This window comes from Dinoroseobacter sp. PD6 (genome assembly GCF_028807315.1).
Taxonomy (GTDB): domain Bacteria; phylum Pseudomonadota; class Alphaproteobacteria; order Rhodobacterales; family Rhodobacteraceae; genus Dinoroseobacter; species Dinoroseobacter shibae.
This window is the reverse complement of record NZ_JARAMN010000003.1, coordinates 1-19,629: the sequence shown is the minus strand read 5'-3', so window position 1 is coordinate 19,629 and position 19,629 is coordinate 1. Positions and strand designations below refer to the sequence as shown.

At 66.4% G+C, this 19,629-nt stretch carries 12 protein-coding genes and 1 pseudogene; 7 read left to right on the top strand and 6 right to left on the bottom strand.

Annotated elements, in window-relative coordinates; translation table 11 throughout:
- Positions 1-11: 11 nt before the first annotated feature.
- The gene (locus PVW48_RS05825; RefSeq protein ID WP_274580668.1) at positions 12-572 is read right to left on the bottom strand and encodes an EF-hand domain-containing protein; all 561 of its coding nucleotides are present in this window, start codon (positions 570-572) and stop codon (positions 12-14) included.
- Positions 573-812: 240 nt separating this feature from the next.
- Here PVW48_RS05825 and PVW48_RS05820 point away from each other — a divergent pair, with 240 nt between their 5' ends.
- A complete protein-coding gene (locus tag PVW48_RS05820; protein ID WP_274580667.1) occupies positions 813-1,532 on the top strand; it encodes a response regulator in 720 nt (239 codons plus the stop codon).
- Complete coding sequence (locus PVW48_RS05815) at positions 1,529-2,890, top strand: ATP-binding protein (RefSeq protein WP_274580666.1); 1,362 nt, start codon at positions 1,529-1,531, stop codon at positions 2,888-2,890. Before PVW48_RS05820 ends, PVW48_RS05815 begins: the two co-directional genes overlap by 4 nt.
- Positions 2,891-3,105: 215 nt before the next feature.
- Here PVW48_RS05815 and PVW48_RS05810 read toward each other — a convergent pair whose 3' ends face one another.
- Positions 3,106-3,792 carry an OmpA family protein gene (locus PVW48_RS05810; protein ID WP_274580665.1) on the bottom strand — a complete coding sequence of 229 codons (687 nt, stop codon included), beginning with the start codon at positions 3,790-3,792 and terminating at the stop codon, positions 3,106-3,108.
- A gap of 34 nt (positions 3,793-3,826) precedes the next feature.
- On the opposite strand from PVW48_RS05810, the pseudogene PVW48_RS05805 reads away from it, so the two are divergent.
- The 4 genes and pseudogenes from PVW48_RS05805 to PVW48_RS05790 form a co-directional block, all read left to right on the top strand.
- Positions 3,827-4,552, top strand: a pseudogene (locus PVW48_RS05805) (TolC family protein); the annotation flags it as partial.
- On the top strand, positions 4,532-5,347 hold the full coding sequence (locus PVW48_RS05800; RefSeq protein WP_338020467.1) for a TolC family protein: 816 nt from the start codon (positions 4,532-4,534) through the stop codon (positions 5,345-5,347). The pseudogene PVW48_RS05805 and the gene PVW48_RS05800, both read left to right, overlap by 21 nt.
- Before the next feature lie 27 nt (positions 5,348-5,374).
- The gene (locus tag PVW48_RS05795) at positions 5,375-7,576 is read left to right on the top strand and encodes a type I secretion system permease/ATPase (RefSeq protein WP_274580664.1); all 2,202 of its coding nucleotides are present in this window, start codon (positions 5,375-5,377) and stop codon (positions 7,574-7,576) included.
- Positions 7,573-8,892, top strand: coding sequence for an HlyD family type I secretion periplasmic adaptor subunit (locus PVW48_RS05790; protein ID WP_274580663.1), 1,320 nt, complete (start codon positions 7,573-7,575; stop codon positions 8,890-8,892). The genes PVW48_RS05795 and PVW48_RS05790 overlap by 4 nt, the downstream gene beginning before the upstream one ends.
- Positions 8,893-8,896: 4 nt before the next feature.
- Here the strand turns inward: PVW48_RS05790 and PVW48_RS05785 are convergent, their stop codons facing one another.
- Positions 8,897-16,366, bottom strand: a complete 7,470-nt coding sequence (locus PVW48_RS05785; protein WP_274580662.1) for a cadherin-like domain-containing protein — start codon at positions 16,364-16,366, stop codon at positions 8,897-8,899.
- A 153-nt stretch (positions 16,367-16,519) separates the two neighbouring features.
- Here PVW48_RS05785 and PVW48_RS05780 point away from each other — a divergent pair, with 153 nt between their 5' ends.
- Positions 16,520-17,863: a DUF3987 domain-containing protein gene (locus PVW48_RS05780; protein ID WP_274580661.1), complete on the top strand. Its 1,344-nt coding sequence runs from the start codon at positions 16,520-16,522 to the stop codon at positions 17,861-17,863.
- A gap of 78 nt (positions 17,864-17,941) precedes the next feature.
- Here PVW48_RS05780 and PVW48_RS05775 read toward each other — a convergent pair whose 3' ends face one another.
- The 3 genes from PVW48_RS05775 to PVW48_RS20115 all read right to left on the bottom strand — a co-directional run bounded on the left by PVW48_RS05775 (position 17,942) and on the right by PVW48_RS20115 (position 19,582).
- Positions 17,942-18,427: a hypothetical protein gene (locus PVW48_RS05775; protein ID WP_012179169.1), complete on the bottom strand. Its 486-nt coding sequence runs from the start codon at positions 18,425-18,427 to the stop codon at positions 17,942-17,944.
- Positions 18,424-18,840, bottom strand: coding sequence for a hypothetical protein (locus PVW48_RS05770; protein WP_012179170.1), 417 nt, complete (start codon positions 18,838-18,840; stop codon positions 18,424-18,426). The genes PVW48_RS05775 and PVW48_RS05770 overlap by 4 nt, the downstream gene beginning before the upstream one ends.
- Positions 18,841-19,450: 610 nt before the next feature.
- Positions 19,451-19,582 (bottom strand): pyocin activator PrtN family protein, encoded by a 132-nt coding sequence (locus PVW48_RS20115; RefSeq protein ID WP_422703851.1) that lies wholly within the window; start codon positions 19,580-19,582, stop codon positions 19,451-19,453.
- Positions 19,583-19,629: the final 47 nt, after the last annotated feature.

The following is a 19,629-nucleotide window of genomic DNA, read 5'->3' as shown; positions in this document are numbered from 1 at the left end:
CCGCCCTGCGTTCAGCCGCGGCGCTCATTCCAGCGGCCGCCATCCCGGTCGTGGCCGCGCCCGTCCCGGTCGTGGTCCCGGCTGGCACGGCTCGGCCGGTCGTCGCGGTCGATCTGGCCGTCCTGGTTACGGTCCATCCGGTCGACGATGTCGCCGAACCGCGCGTCGCTCTCGGCCTGGGTGACGACCCCGTCACCATCGGCATCGAGCGCCTGGAAGGCATCGACCATCCGCGCGCGGGTCACTTCGAGGTAGAGCGTCTCGAACTCGTCGAGGGAGATGTTGCCGTCACCCGACGCATCGGCATTGGCCACCAGCGCGGCGCGGAACGTGTCGATCTCGTCCTGGGTGAGGGCGCGATCGCCATTTGCGTCGGCCTGTTGCAGGATCCGGCCCATCATGCCGCCGCCGCGCGCGCCGCGCTCCATGCGGAAATCGACGCGCATCTCCTTGGCCTGCGGTGCCTGGACGGGGGTGGTGTCGGCGGCTGTCTGTGCCACGGCGAGGGTCATGCCGGTCAACAGGACGGCGGTGGCGAGCAGGCCGCTGCGGTAGATCATCGAGGAATTCATGTCGTGTCCTTTCGGGTTCGGGGGAAGCATTCATCGCTTCGTGCCCCTCATCTAGGGGGTCTTGCGTGCGAAGGTTTGTCAGCGCGCCCCCCGGTTTGTCGTCATCTGTCGCAAGCACCCGGCCTGATACATCTTGCGACAATTCAGATCCGAAACGGCCGCCCGATCGGTTGATTTCCCGGTGCCGACGCGCGCAATAAGGATCTGTGGCGGGCGTCCGGCCCGCCGTGGAGATCGACCGTGACAGACCCCATCGCCCCCCAGATCCTGATCGTCGACGATGCCCGCGATATTCGCGAGCCGCTGGCACAGTACCTGCGCAAGCAGGGGTTCCGCACGCGGCTGGCTGCCCATGCCGCAGAGGCGCGGGAGGTCCTGGCCGAGGCGACGATCCACCTGGTGGTGCTCGACATCATGATGCCGGGGGAGGACGGGCTGAGCCTGTGCCGGTGGCTGGTCGCCCATGATGGCCCGCCGGTTCTGCTGCTGACGGCGATGGCGGATGAGACGGACCGCATTGTCGGGCTGGAGCTGGGCGCCGACGATTACCTCGTCAAACCGTTCAACCCGCGCGAGTTGCTGGCACGGGTGCGCGCGATCCTGCGCCGCGCTCCGCCCGAGATCGCCGCGCCACCGAGCGCGCGCCGGGGCTTCGCGGGCTGGGTGCATGACCCTGATGCGCTGACCGTGGCCCATGCCGATGGCCGGCGCGCCGAGCTGACCAGTGCGGAAAACCGGCTTCTGGGCATCTTTCTCGATCAGCCGCGCACGGTTCTGAGCCGCGCGACATTGCTGGACCTGTCCGCCGGGCGGGAGGCCAAGGCCTATGACCGCGCCATCGACAACCAGGTTAGCCGGTTGCGTCGCAAGATCGAAGCCGACCCGAAGCACCCGCAGATCCTGGTGACGGAGTGGGGCGGCGGATACCGGTTGGCCGCGGATGTGGAGGGCGCGCCATGACCATGCGGCGCGCGCGGCTCTTGCCCGACACGCTGGCGGGGCGGTTCGTGCTGCTTTTGGCGACGGCGATCCTTGCGGCAAACCTGATCGGGCTGGTCGTTCTCGGGCTGCAACAACAGCGCTTCGATCGCCAGACCCTCGACGACCGCTGGATCGCGCGGATCGCGGCCCTGATCCCGGTGCTCGAGACCGTCGATGCCGACACCCGCCAGGTGCTCACGCAACAGGTGTCCAACCGTCTCGCCCGGTTCCGGGTCGGGCAGACGCCCCTCGTGGCACGGACCGGCCGGGACAGCCGGTCGGCATCCCTCGCCGCCGGGCTTGCCGAAACGCTCGGGCGGACCGATCTGCGCGTGGCCCTCATCGACCGCCCTGCGTCGCGCCCGACACCGGAGCGGACGCTCGGCGCGCGCGCGGGCCGGGTGATCGCGGTGAGCGTGCCGCTGAGCCCCCGGGAGGGCGAGGCCGCGTGGCTCAACGTCACGACCGGTGGCGGCCCGCCCCGGCCCAGCCCGGTGGACAGTCGGCCCTTCCTGACCTTCCTGGCGCTGTCGCTGCTGTCGGTGCTGGCGGTGGGGATCGTGTTTGCCAGGCGGCTCGCCAGGCCCCTCGGGCGCCTGTCGGATGCCGCCCAGGCGGCCGGGCGCGGTGACCGCGACGCCCGGGTGCCAGAGGAAGGGCCGCGGGAGATGCGCGCGGCGGCGCGCGCCTTCAACGCGATGCAGACCGAGATTTCGCGGTTCGACGCCGAACGGATGCGGATGATCGCCGCGATCGGGCATGATCTGCGCACGCCGATGACCAGCCTGCGCATTCGGGCCGAGATGGTCGATGACGCCAAGCAGCGCGAAGCGATGGTGCGCACACTCGACGAGATGACGGTGATGGCGGATGGGCTTGTCAGCTACGCCAGGCACGGGCAGGACAGCGAGGCCATGCAGCCCGTGGATCTGGGCGGGCTGCTTTCGAAGCTCTGCGGGGAGCGGGGTGCCGAGTATGACGGCGTCAGCGAGGTTCAGGTGATGGGCCGGCCGATCGGGCTGGGCCGCGCCATCGGCAACCTGATCGACAATGCCCTGCGCTACGGAGAAGCGGCGCGGGTCACGCTTGCCCGTCAGGACGGGCATGCCATCGTGACGGTCGATGATACCGGCCCGGGCATCGCGCCGGAGCGCATGGACGAGATGTTCCAGCCGTTCCGGCGGGGGGACCACAGCCGCAGCGCCGAGACCGGCGGTGTCGGGCTGGGCCTGTCCATCGCGCGCACGATCGTGCTGGCGCATGGGGGGATCCTCACGCTGGAAAACCGGACCGAAGGCGGGCTGAGGGCGACCGTGAGATTGCAGGCGATCACCTGACCGGTCGCAAAGAGGGGTCGCGGAGCCTGCGAAAGAGCCCGGCGGGCAAAGAGCACACGATCACACGGGGGATCGGTTACACCGCGCTGGCACCGTTTGCGGGACGGCCAAGTGAGCACGCATCGCCCATCGCGGTCACACGGGAGTTGGGCTCGCAGCCTTCAACTCACCAGGCTTTGGGGACAAGGGGCTTGTAACCCGCGCGCAGCGGCACCCTAGCGCGCGCCGCCAAGTGCCACGCGGAGGCGCGCGGAATTGCAAAAGCACTTTGGGCCGTATTCGAGTTTGCGATCCTCGTTCGGCCCAAGCCCGGCGGCGATGCCGCAATCGTACTTGGCCGCCCCGGCCATCTGGAACGCGGGACCGTTCTGGCCATCGCCGGTGAAGCGGCTGTAGGCGTTGACCGCCTCGGCGAGGCGCGATTGCAGGTCGACCTGGAACGCGTCCCCGAAGCCTGCGGGGTTGAGGTCGATATCGCGGTAGCTGCGGCAGGCCGAGAGCATGTCGTCGAGCGCCACGTTCACCCGACGGTTGCGGCGTTCGGCGGTGGCCACGGCGACGACGAGGTCCGCCTCGCCGCGACTTGCGATGGTGCCGATCCGGCTGACGGGTACGCCCTGCGCAGTCAGGGCATCGGCGACCGTCTGCGCCCGGCGCTGGCCCAGGGCGAGGTTGTAGCCGGTGCTGCCCACGGCATCGGTATAGCCCACCACGATGGTCGGTTTGTAGCTCGGCGTCGCCTCCAGCGCCTCGGCGATGGCCCGAACCTGGGTCGCGGCCTCGGCATCGAGGCTGGCGCTGTCGAAATCGAAGAGGACGGTTCCGAGATCCTGCGCCTGCGCGACCGCCCCCCAGACGAGGACCACGGGCGCAAGGATCAGGCGGATCAAGAGGCGTTTCATCAAGACGGGGTCCCCAAAACCGTTGCGACGAGCCATGACATCCCAGGCGCATTCTTTACGAGGTGAGCGGCCTGCGGCTGTGAACAGGGCACAAACAACAGGCTTAAGAAGAGTTAAGTCCAGCACCAGAGAGCTTGCACGCAAGACGCGGTACTATGTTCGGCTGGCAGTGTCAGGTGCGATGTTTCTCTCCGCTTCGGCGGCTTCGGCGCTGACGGTCGAGGAGGCGATCCTTTACGTGCTGGAATCCAACCCGGAGATCAGCGCAGCTGCGGCCAACAAGCAGGGGATCGAGTTCGAACTGGACCAGGCGCGCTCTTTCCGGGTGCCACGCTTTTCGCTAGAGGCGGAAACCGGGATCAGCCGGAACAATGGCACCACGACCCCGTCCCTGCCCGCGGGGGATGATGCGATCACCGGCTATGGCGTCGGCGTGCGGATGACGCAGAACCTGTTCGACGGGTTCGCCACCCGCTCGGAGATCGAGCGCCAGGCCTGTCGCGTGGACGGGGCCGCGCTGCGCGTTCTGGAGCGGGCGGAGTTTCTGTAGCTGGAGGCGGTGCGGGTCTATGCCGAGGTGCTGCGCAATCGCGCGCTGGTCGGGTTGGCGCAGCAGAACCTGGAGTATCACCGGGATATCCTCCGCCGCATCCAGCAGGCGTTCGACAACGGGATTGTCGGCATTTCCGACCTGCAACAGGTGGAGGAACGTGTTTTTCTCGCCGAGGACACGCTGACGGTGTTCCGGCTCGACACCGCGGAGGCCGAGGCATTTTTCCAGAAGGTCGTCGGCGTCGATGCACAGAACCTCGGGCGGGTTCCGGGCCTTGGCGGCACGATCCCCGCGTCGGTGGAGGGCGCGTTGGGTGTTGCACGGCGGACAAACCCGACCATCCTGTTGCTAAAGGCGGATGTGGGCGGGGCCGAGGCGCTGGCACGCAAGGCGGCGGCCAACCGGTACCCGTCGCTCGACCCGGAGGCCTTCGCCCGCCGGGGCGAGGACCTGGACGGCTTCGAGGGGTCGGTCGAGGATTACGGTGTAGGCTTGTTGCTGCGCTACGAGTTCCAGGGCTCGCAAAACCGGGCACTGCGCCAGGAGCAGGTGCGCCGGGTGAACGAGGCACGCTCCACCCTGCTTGCCCAGGTGCGGCTGGTGGAGCGCGAGGTGCGGCAGAGCTGGGCGAACCGCGATGCGGCCGCGCGACGGGTGCAGTTGCTGAATCGGCAGGTGAGCCTGTCGCGAGATGTGCTGGACTCTTACGAGCAGGAATTTCAGGTCGGGTCACGGTCCCTGCTGGACATTCTGAACACCCAGATTTCGCTTTTCGAGGCGCAGATCAACCTGGCGAACCTGAAATCGCTGCAGACCTATATCAACTATCGCATTCTGGCGTCGATGGGCGTCTTGCTGCCGACGCTGGGGATCGAGCCGCCGACCGATGCCGCCGCCTACGCTCGCGCGCAGGGTGGCGCGCCGGATGTGGGCGCGGCGCCGTCCGCCGAGGCGGTGGATTCCAAGAGCTTCGCCGAGTGGCGCAAGAGCCTCAAGCAGTGATCGGATCGCTTGCGGAGGGGCTGTTCGATGCGCCCTGCTGACCGCAAGGACACCGCGCGTCTGACCATTTCGCGGCGGGACGGCGCGCAGGCGCCAAAGCTGGACTGGGATCTCGACCCGCAGGTTTTCGACCCGCTCGCAGAGGCGCTGGGAGGTTCTCTGCGCTTGCGCGGGCATGATGTGGGGACGCGGGCCCTGGTGGCCAACCTGTCCCTACCGGCTGATGGCAAGCTGACGCCTGCCCGCGCCGTTGCCGCCGCCGAGGCCCAAAGCCACGCCGCGCGGCTGGTGCGCCGGGGTCTGTCGCACCTGCCGGACGCGGTGCTGCCGGCGGTCCTGTTTCTGGAGGGCCGCGATGCTTGCGTGCTGATCGCGCGCGACGGAGACACCGTGCGGGTGCTCTGGCCCTCCCGCGGGTCGGAGGAGATCACGGTCGAGTTGGCGGCTTTGCGCGCGGTATACATGGGACATGTATTGCTGATCCGCGCCGAGCCGGGTGTCGCGGCACCGGCACCCGGCAGCGCGATACCGGGGCAAGGGCACTGGTTCTGGGGGGCTGTGCGACGGCATTGGCCCGCCTATACCCAGGTCATCCTCGCCTCGGCGGTGATCAACCTGCTGGCGCTCGCGGTGCCGATCTTCACCATGAATGTCTATGACCGGGTGTTTCCCAATGCGGCGCTGATCACGCTCTGGTCGCTGGTGATCGGTGTCGGGCTGGCCCTGATCGTCGATGCGGGGCTGAAGGCCCTGCGTGCGCGGCTCGTGGACGTGGTGGGACGGCAGGTGGACTTGGCCGTATCGTCGGAGATCTTCCGCCATGTCTCGGACTTGCGACTGTCGGCGCGCACGGCCCCGGCAGGCACGTTGATGAACACGCTCAAGGATTTCGAGCAGGTGCGCGATGTGTTCTCGTCGCAAACGGTCGCCACGCTGACCGACCTGGCGTTTACCGCGGTGTTCATCGCGGTGATCGCCTATATCGGCGGACCGCTGGCCTGGCCGCCGGCGCTGGCGGTTTTGACGGTTCTTGTCTTCGGGGTGCTGGTCCTGATCCCGTTGCGAAACGCGGTGGGCACGGTGCGCCAGACTGGCGGCGCGAAGACGGCGGTGGCCAGCGAGGCGATGAACGAGCTCGAAACCCTGAAATCCGTGGGCGGACAAGGCCGGATGCAGGACAGGTGGGAGCAGCGGGTCACGCAGAACGCCAAGGCCGAAGAGCGCGCCCGACGCCTGTCGACGGTGGCAACGACGCTGACCGGGCTGGTGGGGCAGCTGTCCTCGGTCGGGATCGTTGTGATCGGTGTGTACCTGGCGCTGGAGGGTCAGATCACCATGGGGGCGGTGATCGCGGCGATGATCCTGTCGGGTCGGGCGCTGGCGCCCACGGCGGCGCTCGCGGCGCTATTCGTGCGGGCGAGCTTCGCGGTCTCCACCCTGCGCAGCCTGGACGAGTTGATGGCGCTGCCGTCGGACGGCACGCCGGACGCGCGGCGGCTCAACGAGCGGGTCTCGGACGGGGCGCTGGAGTTGCGCGGTGCCAAGCTGACCTATGGCGATGCGCCTCAGCCCGCGCTCACCGATCTGTCCCTGTCGATCGACGCCGGGGCGCGGGTCGCACTGATCGGCCCGGTCGGGGCGGGCAAGACGAGCCTCGTGCGGCTGCTGGCGGGTCTCTACCAGCCCGACGAGGGGCTGGTGCTGATCGACGGGCTGAACATGGCCCAGCTGCACCCGGCGGAGCTGCGCGCGGATGTGCAGCTGGTCCCGCAGGAACCTGTCCTGTTCTCGGGCACCCTGGCTGAGAACATCGCCTTCGGCAAACGCGGGGCCAGCGATGCGGAGATCCTGCGCGCCGCGCGGCTGGCGGGGGTGGATGCCCTCGCGGCCAGCCATCCCGAAGGCTTCGCCATGCCCATTGCCGAGCGCGGGCGGAACATGTCGGGCGGGCAACGGCAGATGGTGGCGCTGGCGCGGGCGCTGCTGCCTCGGCCCAAGGTGCTGCTGCTGGATGAACCGACCTCTTCCATGGATCAGCAGGCGGAGCGGCGGTTCATCGACCGGTTGCGGAGCGCGCTGGACGCGCACCCGATGACCTTGGTGGTGGCCACGCATCGGATGGGCCTGTTGGAGTTGACCGACCGGGTGGTGCTGATGCAGGCGGGCAAGGTGCAGATGGACGGGCCGAAGGCGGATATCCTCGCCACGCTCAAGGGCGGGACGTCATGAACGCGCGAGATTGGCAGCTGGAGGAGTTCGCCATCGGCGCGGAAGCGTCACGCATGGCCCGGCCCCGGCGCGGGCTGACCGCGATCCTCTTGCTGATCATCGCGCTGGCGGGGGTCGGGCTGGTCTGGGCCGGTTGGGCGACGATCGAAGAGGTTTCGCGCGCCGACGGTCGGGTGGTGCCCTCGGGCAGTGCGCGGGGGGTCGAGACCCTGGAAGGCGGGCTCGTCGCGGAAATCCTCGTGGCCGAGGGCGACCGGGTGGCTGCAGGGCAGGAACTGGTGCGGATCGACGACACCGGCGCATCGGCCGATCTGGGCGAGCTTGCGGCCCGGCGCGCCGCCTTGCGCGCCCGCGCCCTGCGCCTGGAGGCCGAGTTGGGCGATGCGGCGGCGGTGGATTTCGCGCCAGCGGGATTGGCGGCAGATGACCCCCTGGCGCTGCGCGAGCGGGCGCTTTTCGACAGTCGGCGGGCGTCCTATGTCAGCCAACGCGCGGTACTGGAGGCGCAGGTTCTGCAGCGCCGACAGGAGATTACCGAGCTGACCAACGGGCTGGCGCGCAGCGACGAAAGCCTTGCGCTGCTCGACGAAGAGATCGCGATCCGCGAGAATTCGGGCGTCATTCCGCGGGCGCAGATCATTCCGGTCGAGCGGGAGCGGACGGGCATGCGGTCCGAGCGTGACCGTCTGGACAGCCGTCGCGCCCAGGCAGAGGCCGCCTTGATGGAGGCGGAGGCACGACTTACGGAGCTGGACCTGCTGCGCCGGGCCGAGATCAACGCGGAGCGGAGCCAGACGCTGAACGATCTGGCGATCATCCTCGAATCGATCCGCCGGGCGGAAGACGTGGTGACCCGCGCGGCCCTGCGCGCGCCGGTGACCGGGGTCGTCTCGGCGCTGAATGTCAGCAGTCAGGGCGAGGTCGTCACGCCCGGCGAGGAGGTGTTGCGGGTCGTGCCCGAAGGCACCGGACTGGAGATCGAGGCGCGGTTGCGGCCCGAGGACATTGCCTTCGTGCGCCCGGGCCTGCCGGCCAAGGTCAAGATCACCGCCTTCGATTTCACCATCTACGGTGCCCTGCCGGGCCATGTGGTGCGCGTGGGTGCCGATGCCGAACAGGACGACAGCACCGGCGAGACCTTCTTTCCGATCATCATCCAGACCGAAGAGACCCAGCTGACCCGCGGTCAGGAGGTGCTGGAAATCCGGCCCGGCATGGTCGCCAGCGTCGATATCCTGACCGGGGAGCGCAAGGTGCTCGACTACTTGCTCAAGCCATTCCGCAAGGCCCGGGCGGAGGCCTTGCGCGAGCGCTGACGCTTCAGATCACGGCCGTTGTCTGGGCGCCGCTGGCATTTTCGAAGACAACTTCGACGCTGGCGGGAATGCCGCCGCCCGCCGCCGTGATCTGCGCCGCGGCCTCGCCCAGCACGGTCAGGGTGCCGGTGGTATCGTCAAAGCTTGCACGCCCGTCGAGCGTATCGCTGCCGGTCAGGACGCTGCTGAGGTCGATCTGGTCGAGGCCCGCCTCGTAGTCGGTAATGACGTCCGTGATATCAAGGGCCACGCCGAGCGCGAAACTGTCCGCACCGGCGCCGCCGGTTAGGGTGTCGGCCCCGGCCCCGCCGCGCACGGCGTCGTCCCCGGCCCCGAGATCGACGGCAAAGCCCGTCATCGCCTGGGACAGGTCCACCAGGTCGTTTCCGTCCAGCATCGAGAATCTCTCTATCCCGGCGTAATCCCGCGCGGCTGGATCGACGATCACCGCCTCGGCCCCGGCAGTGCCGAGGGCCACATCGGTCGGGCCTGTGCCCCCGTCCAGATCGTCGGCAACCGGGATCAGGGTGCCATCCGGGCCGGTGGTCTGCCCCCCCGAGAAGGCAAGCGCGAACTCGACTGTGATATCGAGCGTCGCGGTGGCGGGGGTGACGGCGACCGGGCTGCCACTGTCCGATATGTCGTAGCTGAAGCTGACCGGGCCGGCGTAGCCGTTCTGCACGGTGATCTCGACGTCGCTGCCGTTCACGATGGCAGTCACGTCGCCGACATCACTGACCAGGTTCGAAATCCCTGCAAGGCCATCGGGATCACTGGCATTCCCGAGGAAGGTGCCGACCGGAACCACCAGCGTGGTCTGCGCGGTCTCTCCCAGATCGACCGGGTCCGACACGACCGGCTGGTCGTTCACGTTCGCCGTAAACGCCACCGGGGCGGAGGTGCCATGCGTGGTCGTCGCCGTGACCGCGCCCGAGAGCGGGCCGGAGAAATCGCCCGGCAGGGTCACGGCCAGCGCCGCCACCAGCATCGTGAAATCGAGCGAATTGGTCGCCGCAGGACGGCTCACCGTCAGCGTTGTGCGGTCGCCCGAGAGCCCTCCGGCCGAGGGCACCGCCCCGGCGGGAAGCGCGGTATCGAAAGTGACGACCACCTCGTCCAGCGTTTCCACATCCCCCGGCTGCGGCAGGATCACGGCCGCGTCGATGCCGAGGGGCACGGTCACATCCATGCCGGTCTGCGCCTGGTCTGTCGGGGTGACGGTGACCGCGACGTCCAACTCACCGGTCACATCCACGGTAAAGCTGACGGTCTCTGCCCCGCCCTCGTTGGTGGTCACGGCCAGAGATCCGGCAAGGGGGGCGCCGTTGGTTGCGAAATTCTCGGGGAACTGGATGTCCAGTGTGGCAAACTCCGCCTCGGAGCCCGAAAAGACAAGGTCGGGCCCCGTGACCGCCGTCTGCGTACCGCCAACCGTATAGGTCGTTCCGGTCGGCACGCCCGACAGCGTATAGACGAGGCTGTCGACGGTTTCGGAGCCGTCCCTATCCGTGACAGCAATCGTGATCTCGTCGGCAGGGGTGAAGGACGGCTGATCCGGCGGATCGCCTTCGTCGATCACCAGGGTATCGTTGGTTTGCGTGACAACCAAGTCCGCCGCGGGGATTATCACCACGTCCAGATCGGCGGGATCGGAGCTTTGCCGGTCGATGAAGCTGCCATCCACGCTTTGATCGAGCGTGACGGCGGCAGCCGAAACCGTAAAGTCGCCGGAAAAATCAGCGGGGGGGGCGATGGTGACTGTGCCCGGAACACCGAAGACGAGCCCCCCGCCGCCCGGGGACGCGATGGGCACACCGGACTGGAGCAGGAACGTGCCGTCGGGTTGCGCTGTCTGCGCGACACCATCGACAAAGAGCGTGCCTCCCTGCGGCAGGGAGACCACGAACTCCATATCCTCATGCGGGTCCGGGGTGGTACCTGCGAGAACGAGCTCGAAAGCCCTGCCATCGTCTTCCACGCCGGTTTCCGGCTCAAGGGACGCGGTCAGGCTCGGGACGTCAGCATCCGGTCGGACCCGAAAGATGAACTCGGTCGAGGCGGTATTCTGATCGGCATTGTCGAGCTCGAACGTATTGACCGTAACCTCCAGCGGGATGCCATCCGCGATGGTGCTGTCGAGCGGATCGGGCGTGCGGGCATGTTCGTCCCGCAGCACCAGCTCGACAAACGGATAGGCGTCTTCGGAGATGGTGAAGCTGCCATCGCCGTTGTTGATGATGCCGCCCGCCGGGGCCCCCGCGCCGGCCTGGACCAGCAGGTAGGACGGAATGCCGGAGATCACGATGGAGACGATCTCGGACCCGTCCCGGTCGGGGGAAAAGGCTTGCAACCCGGTGGACAGGTTGTAGGGCACATCCTCGATCGCCTGGATCACTGTCGGGGTCTGGGCGGGATCGACGAAGGGCGCGCCGGTGTCCGGGTCGATTTCCGAGGTGTCGAAGATGAACTCGGGCAAGTCCGCGACCGGAATGATGTCGATCACCCGCGACACGGTCGTCTCGGCGGTCTCGAGGTTGATGTCCTGCGATGCGGCGGTGACGCGGATTTCCAGCGGGCCGCTATAGTGCTCCGCCGCGCGGACCGAGACACCGGCCAGATCCGCCTGGTCGAGGGCATAGCGCACGAACCCATCCGCGGTCGGACTGCCCGTCAGGGCATTGCCGGCAGCGTCGAAGATCTGCCCGCCATTGGTGGCATCCACCTCGATAAAAACCTGTCCGAAGGGCTGTTCGCCGGGATCGATCCCTTCGATGGTGATGCCCGGCAGATAGTCGGTGTCCTCCAGCACGCTGGCAGCGGCGGCGAAGCTGATCTGCGGGCCATCGGCGACGGGTATGATTTCCAGGTCGACGGTGCCTGTGCCGCTGGTCTGCGTGCCGCAGGTGACATTGTTCAGGATCAGCTGGAATTCGAGTGCTTCGAGCTCGTCATAGGGGTCGGCCGGGCCGAACGTATCGTCGGGATCGAAAGTGTTGGTGGGGCTCGATTCATGCTCGGGCGGGGTGAACAGGAGCGGCACGGCAGTCTGAGTGGGATCCGATGGATTGACACCCAGCTGTTCGAAATCAACGACATAGAGGCCGGTGATCGGGTCGAACAGCACCGCGCCGGGCACCGAGGAGGACAGCACGGCACCGGCCGGAACACTGATCCCCACGCCGAGGCTGCCCTGCACCCCGTTGGGCAGGGTGGAAACATCGGCAATCGTGCTCCAGAAAGGCGGATTGGGGGTCAGGGTGATCGTGAGCGGGATGACGCTGTCTTCGGGACCGGAGCCTTCGATCGTCAACTCCGGCAGGGGCAGGTCCTGTTCCGGGGTGCAGGGGGTTGGCCCCGTGCCGCCCGGGGTCGGCACGACAACGACCGTGAAATCCGTGGAGCGAACCGAGCCGCCCTGCAGGCTGTTGATCTCGGCAAAGACTTCCTCCGGCGTCAGGCCGGTAAAATCCGGTAATACCTGGTCGTCTTCCAGAACGATAACGTTCAGCGCCATGTCATAATAGGTTACCTCGCTGATGCCCTGGTCGGGCACGAACTCCAACTGGTCGAGCCGCTCAACGCCGACGACAAAGCTCGCCCCGCTGAGGTCCACGGGTGACGCGTTCAGAAACGACACCGTGTCCGGGACGCCGGTGATCACGTAATAGACAACCTCGGAGCCGTCGAAATCCGCGGCGGGGTCACTTTCGGGCACCAGGATCTCGGTCCCAGTCCCCGACAAGGGCACGACCCCGTCTGTGGTGAACACCTGATCCGGGTTGGGCAAGAGGGTGCCAGAGGTGATCACGCTGTCCTGCAGGCGGCTGTCGAGCAGGAACGGGCCGTCATCGAACCCGGCATAGCCATAGACCCGCTCGGAGTTCGGAGTGCCGTCGACGACCTCGGACGGGCGGAAAACCGCGTCATCGATCTGGCCCGGCGCGGGGAAGGCGGCGGCGTCCTGCGCGTCGACGATCGGGTCGTCGGCCACGCCCACGACATCGAGGCTCACCCGCCCGGTGCCGATCGTGGCCTGTGTCGGCTCGATGGTTTCGAAATAGGTCACCTGGACATCGAAGGAGACATCCTCGTTGCTGTCCCGGCCCGGCAGAACCCATAGGTTGCTGGCTTGCGTCGCGGTCAGGGTCAAATCCCCGGCCCCACCCGGGAGCGGGATGGTCAGCCCCAACTCGTTCGTGAACTGGCCGGGCGATCCGGGCACGGGCACCGGCTCGCCGTCGAAAAAGCGCGGATACCTGCCGAAGGAATCGGGAAAGACTTCCCGGATGACGACCACGTCCAGGATGGCCTCGGGAGAGTCGGGTGAGTTGCTCGGATTGTCGATCAGGTTGCCATCGATGGGCACCTGAATGGCGGTGTCTTCGTTCACCGTCACGCTGCGGCCGGGATCGCCGCCATCCACGACCGGTTCGACCCGGAAAACGGTGTTGAGCGTCGTGACCGCGGTCCCGCCCCCGTCGTCCTCGGTTGTGACCACGTCGATCTCGATGGGGAAATCACCTGCGGCGTGCAAGGCGACGCCGCGCACCTCGGCATCGAGCCACTGGCCGTTCTCGAGGCTCCAGGTGTTGAAGCCCGGCGGGCTGTTGATCTCGGTCGGGAGCACGGGCACTTTCGGTCCCGTCGGATCCTCGGGGTCGGTGGCATAGACGCTGAGGTTATCGGGAACGTCCTTGAGGACCACGGCCGTGATCGTCTCGGAACCGTCCATGTCGCGGATAAACGGCGAAAGCGGGATTTGGGCGATCCCACCCGCGGCATCCACGACATCCTCGAAATTCAGCGGGATCGTAGGAATGGTGGCGATGTTGTTGACCGGGTCGACATCGACATCGAGCTCGACATTGGCGGATGCAGTGGCGGTCTGCGCGGAGTTGTCGTCGACCGTCGTGGCCGTCACCGAGATGTCATCGGCGAAGAAGGTGCCATCCGCGGTAAACGGGTCCCCCGGGGCGCGGTCCAAGTCGTAGTCTTCGTACAAGGCTGGCTGCAGCAGGATCGCCGCCTCGAACGCGGTCACTTCGGGCACGAAAGTCAGGGTCAGGGCGCCTGTGCCCGGGTCGTAGAGCGCCGTGTCGATCTTGGCGAACTCCGCCGCCGAGAGCGGTGCCGTCCCGTCTTGGATGAAAAAGGCGCTGGGGTCGAGGGCGGCGCCAGTCAGCCGCTCGTCGATCCAGGAGGTCGGGATATTCGAGACCACCACGCTTTGCAGCGCCTCGGAGCCGTCCGGGTCGGGAGTTGCGGCGTCGATGCCAACGAGGACCGACACCTGACCCTGCCCCGAGCCGTCATCGGTGCTTTCCAGCAGTGTCAGCGTCCCGCTTGCCTGCGTGTCTGCGTTTTGGGCAATGCCGGACACGGCCGTGGTGCCATCGGCGGAGAAGGCACTGTCTGTGACGAAGACCGAGGCACTCAGCTCCGCCTCGGCGACGGGGCGGAAGGTGATGGTTGTGGCAAAATCCTCCGAAGCCGGATTGTCGGACGGCTCGATCTCGGTATCGCCGGTTTGGGTCTCGGACCAGAAGATCGTGCCTTCGGTCTCGATGATGCCGCTGAAATTCTGGTCCACCCGCACCTGGAGCGCTTCGAGGGCGGTGGCAAATTGCGCAGAGGTCGTTCCGGCGACCGGAAGAACCTCGTAGGTCACGGTGTCGGCGGTACTGCCGGTCTGGGTGATCGTCACGAAGCCGCTGATCCCGCCATCCCCGATCCGCAATTCCAGGGTGGCGGGGTCGTACGGGTCGCTTTCGGTCTGCACGGTCAGGGTGATCTCGACGCTCTCGAACGCTTCGGAGCCGTCGGTGTCCCGCAAATCGACATTGGTGATATTCAGTTGCCGCGTTGCGCGCCCGCCGGTGTTCTCGTCGGTCGCTGCATCCGCCACGGCAAGATCGATCGGATCGACAACCGCGTCGAGATCAACATCCGTATCGTCCCCGGCTGTCGCCGTATTGTCGGGCAAGCCGGTCGCCGTATCGACCGCCGTGACCGTCGCCGCGAGGTCTGCGCCGACGATGGTCTCGACATCGCGGTCCTCGTTTTCGCTCGGGGTGACGCGCAGCGCGCCCGCGAAACTCGCAACGCCGGTGTTCAGGGTGATGGTCAGGCGGCCGCCGGAAACGGTGGGGTTTGCCACGTCGCCGCCCCCGGTCTCGAACAGGCCGGGCGGCACCGCACCTTCGGGCAACCAGCCTGCGGGCACATTGTCGATCACGATCCGGCTCAGGCTCTCGCTGCCGTCCTGGTCCGGGGTCGTGGCATCGATCAGGAGCCGGAAGCTCGTGTCCTCCCTGACGGCGAAGCTGTCGGGCCCGGTGGCGGTGACTTGCGCCTCGGTGGCGTCCACGGAAAGCGTGACCTCGGGTTCGGCCACGGGCGTGACGTTCAGCAGGAACGTCGCGCTGGTGCCGGCCGGGTCGCCCTCGTCGGTCACGACCGTCGGAGTAATCGTCACAATGCCCAAGAAGTGTTCGGGGAATGACGCGATACCGAGCCCCTGCATCGCGGCGAAGCTGCCGGTCCATGTTGCCGCGGGGCCGGCCAGGACCGTACCGTCGCTGAGCGTAGTCGGGCCACCGGTCGGCAGACCGGAGAACGCGATGGAGGCGCCGGTGATGGTTTCCGAGCCGTCGATATCCGTAAGCACGGCGTCGATATTGAGCGGGATCTCGGAGACGGACGGATCGAGCAGGATCGCATCCTCGGCAACCGTGATGTCGGCCAGGCGCAGGTCGACATCCGCCTCATCCGTGACGGTGACCGTGAAGCCCGCGGTTTCGACCCCGTCGGTGGGGCCGGTATCGCCCTCCCCCGCCAGAAGGGCTTCGTCGGTGCGGAAGGTGACCGTGCCTGCGAGCGTGGCGGCGGGAGACGCGGTCGAGAAATCGCTGGGCAGTTGAATGATCAGGGCGGTGTAGTCCGCCGGGGTCAAAGTGGGCAGGACACCGCCCACCGGGACCGCGACGAAGCCGCCCCCGGTGGAATAGGTGGCGCCTGCGGGCAGGCCGGTCAGTGTGACATCGACCTGCGCGACGGCTTCGGAGCCATCCGCATCCGGCGCAGTGGCCTGCAGCGCATCGAACGGACGAAACTGCAAGGGCGCCTGGGAGGTCGTGTCCTCATCGGTATCTCCGGGCGCGTCGTTTTCCGCCAGCGCCAGGGTCCCCGGCCCCGTGATCTCGATATCGCCCTCGGCGGCCAGGTCCACCGTCAGGATCGCGCTGCCGGAGGCTTGCGGCCCCACCGGTTCGTTCGATACCGCCACGATCTGCGCGGTCAGGGTGGTTCCAGGGTTCTGCGTCGAGAAATCGGCGGGAAGCTCGATCACCAGCAAGTTGTATTCGGCCAGCGGGGCCCAGTGGTCACCGTCATGCGGACATGATGGTGCCTGAGCCTGATCGCAGGTGTTGATGGGCCCGCCGCCCACCGCCGCAAAATACTGTAATATCTTCAATTTTCCGGTTCAATTGAAGACGGGTCCTTTTCACCCGCACGGGGTTGGAAGTGCCCATTCTCAATTTTTTCCGTCCTCCGCCGCAACCTGCGGCAACATCCGGACCGAAACTGCGAATTCTTCAATTCCTCGTCCGGAACCGTCCAGCCAAGGGTGAAGAGAGGGAATGGGCGCCGTCATTCCGTTGGTCGCGCTCCTCGGGGCGAGAGCGCGGCCAACGGAAACGCGGCGCCTCGCGATCAACGAAGTCAACCAAGCAGGCGGCCCCTTCTTCTGCTGCTACGATACCCCGGCAAGAGCCGGGCGAAGGTCCAGACACTCAGATCGCCTTCGAACGCGACCGCAGCTTTCGTCACGATCGCATTGTCGGGCGAGCGTAAGAGCGCAGCAGACAAGATCGCCAAGACCGGTATCGACCGGGTGATCATGCGTCTCCGGAAGGAGCACGAGATTGCCATGGCGCGGCACAAGTCAGAGGTTGCAAGCGCCGGGCGCGGAGAAGAGAAACCCGCGGCTCCGGTCTGTCCAAGCTTTCTGGTGACAGAACCCACGGTCGAGGGTGCCTTCAAAGCAATCGCGTCCGGATGCGGTTTCCTGGGCTGGTTCACCGACGAAGCGGCCAGCTTCTGGGGAGGCCATTCCATGTCAAAAGACCAACGTGCGAAGACCAGCGGCATCGTGTCGAAATTCTGGGACGGCGATTACTTCTTCCGTCCGCGTGCCGGTCAGGAGGGCGACGGCTATGTCCCTCCCACTGCAACCACGATCAACCTCATGTTCCAGCCGACGCTGATCCGTGACACCTACGGCGACGAATTTCTGATCGGTCAGGGCATTCTGGCGAGGATGCTGCCGTGCTGGCCCGTCAGCAACATGGGCAACCGAAAATATCGGCGGCCGAACAAAGAAGACGAAGCCGCTGTGAGTCACTTTCATGACGAGGTGGAGGCCGCGCTGATAACCACGCTGGAGGATACCACCGAACGGCTTCTCACTCTTTCGGAGGACGCCCTGGCCATCTGTGTCGAGTTTCACGACAAGATCGAGACTGAACTCGGCCGAGGCGGCTGGGCTGCGGACATCTCCGGGTTCGCCGGGAAGGCACCGGAACATGCCTGTCGCCTCGCGGCGATAATGACGCTCTTCGAGGACCGGGACGCCGTGACAGTATCCGGCGAGGTGATGAAAGCCGCCTGCGATATGGTCAAATACTACCTTGGCCAATACAAGTTCCTGTGCATCGCGGCCACGAACGAAACCGAGATCGCCCAGGCCCAGACCCTACTCGACTGGCTACTGAAGAACCTGCAGCCCGGCGACGGGTTCGCGACCGACCGGGTTCTGCAGTTCGGGCCGGTCGCCTCCCGGCGGTTGAAGGCCCTCGATCGGCAGCTGGCCGTCCTGATGCAATATGGATGGGTCCAGGAGCTTCCCGCAGGCACGAAGATCAGCGGCAAGAAGCGGCGCAAGGCCTTCCGGCTCAGCCCCAAGTCATGACCCCCGAGTTGTGGCCGGCATTCCCGCCGGCCACCGGGACGCTTTTGGAAGGTGGACTCACCGCCCCAGCAGCAGCTTCTAGGCGTCGATCAGGGCCCGGCAGATGGAGCGGATATGCGTGATGCGCCGCAGGGACCTGACGCATGCGTCGATCGCTTGTCTCCTGTAGGTCAGGTCCAGCATCTCCTGCACTTCCCCGACGGCGCCGAGATCACGATCGTCACGGCCATCGAACACCATGAAGGTGCCCAGGGTCTCTCGCTCTCGCTCCCGTTCCAGGACGGCCGACAGGAGCTCGACGTCCGTGTCGTCGCGACGCGAGAGCCCAGCACAGGCGCGCATCGCCTCGAGAGTGCGGCGCAGCGATCCGCGCTCGAGCGCATCGGCGGCGACCTCGTTGGCAGGGAAATGGTCGATGAAAGCCCGGGTCATCCCGATCAGCAGCGAGCACACCTCATCGAGGGGCATCTGGTAATAGGTCTGCATGTCTTTCTCCAGAAGAATCGGTCGCGGCGGAATTGCCACGCCTTCAAGCTGCCGGCCCTTGCGGGCCGACTGCGTCATGCAGCAGAGAGGTCGAACAGCTCGCCTAGGATTACATCGCACCCGGGATCCAGATCCGAAATCGCGACGAGAAGATCGTAGAGACGGTCGGCCTCGAGGCAGATCTCTTCGACCCGCGGATCCAGAAGGTCGATCATCGCGAAGCGGGCTGTTTCCTCGGTCTCCGGATCCCCGACGAAATCGAGGCAGACAAGCCGATGCAGCCAGACCAGCTCCTGCCTGAGCGCTCGCGTGAGAGAGGAGCTCTCGGAAATTCCGGACAGAAGACGGAGGCAGCGACGGTGCGCGGAGGGACCGCCGAGCAAGGCGGCGGCATTGAGCAGCGCAGAGCCGTGCTCCTGGAAGAAGGTCCTGGTTGCGACGAGCGCGGGATCGCGGCCCGCCGGGACGGAATTGCTCGAGAAGTTGAACATGGGGGTCTCCTGTGGAGGTCGACGCCGTTCGTGGCAGTCAAGGCCCCGAGAAATCTTCTTTCCGGATCGGGGGTGTCCCCGCAACGAGCGAGGCCACGGACAGAACGGATTGCGCGGCAAGGGCGGCCGGCCCCTGTGTCTTGCTGACGATTGCCTCTGCCGCGCTACGGAGCTTCGGCGTCAGGCAGTCGAGGGGGAAGGCACTGGCGGGCGGCTCCGCGTGGGGCAGCGGCGTGGGCTCTCGTGGCGGAGTGGCCGTTTCTCCATGCGGGACTGAAAAGTCCGGCTTCGACGCTTTGGCGTCGACCTTGCCGAAGCGGGATTTGAGGCGGGCAAGCATTCCTGATCTCCGTTGCTGCTCGGGTTGTGATCAGGAAATCGGTCGAGCGGCTCTCCGGCGGAAACAGCAGGAAGCGGATTCTTGCGGCGGATGATGAGATTCCTGTGAGAGGGCGGATGGAAGTAACTGGGTAGAACTGAGGGTGTATTGTTCGAGATGGCGAGTTCGAGGGGTCTATGGCTTTTCTTTTTTTCTGAGGGCGAGGGCTTGGGAGGACGCGCATGGCTGGAATGATACCTTGCGCGCGCTCCAAAGCGATTGACGATACAATCAGCTCCAGAGTTTCTGAAACTCTTTCTCTGCGTCCGTCGCCCGTTGGTCCAAGATCTTTGCAACGGTTTCGATGCGGACGAGCTTGACTGATTTCTGCTTTCCGTCAGTGGTAAAATAGGGAAGGCGAATATCGCTGACCTGAGACCCGACTCTCCTCCGGATTTTCGGAGAGTCCG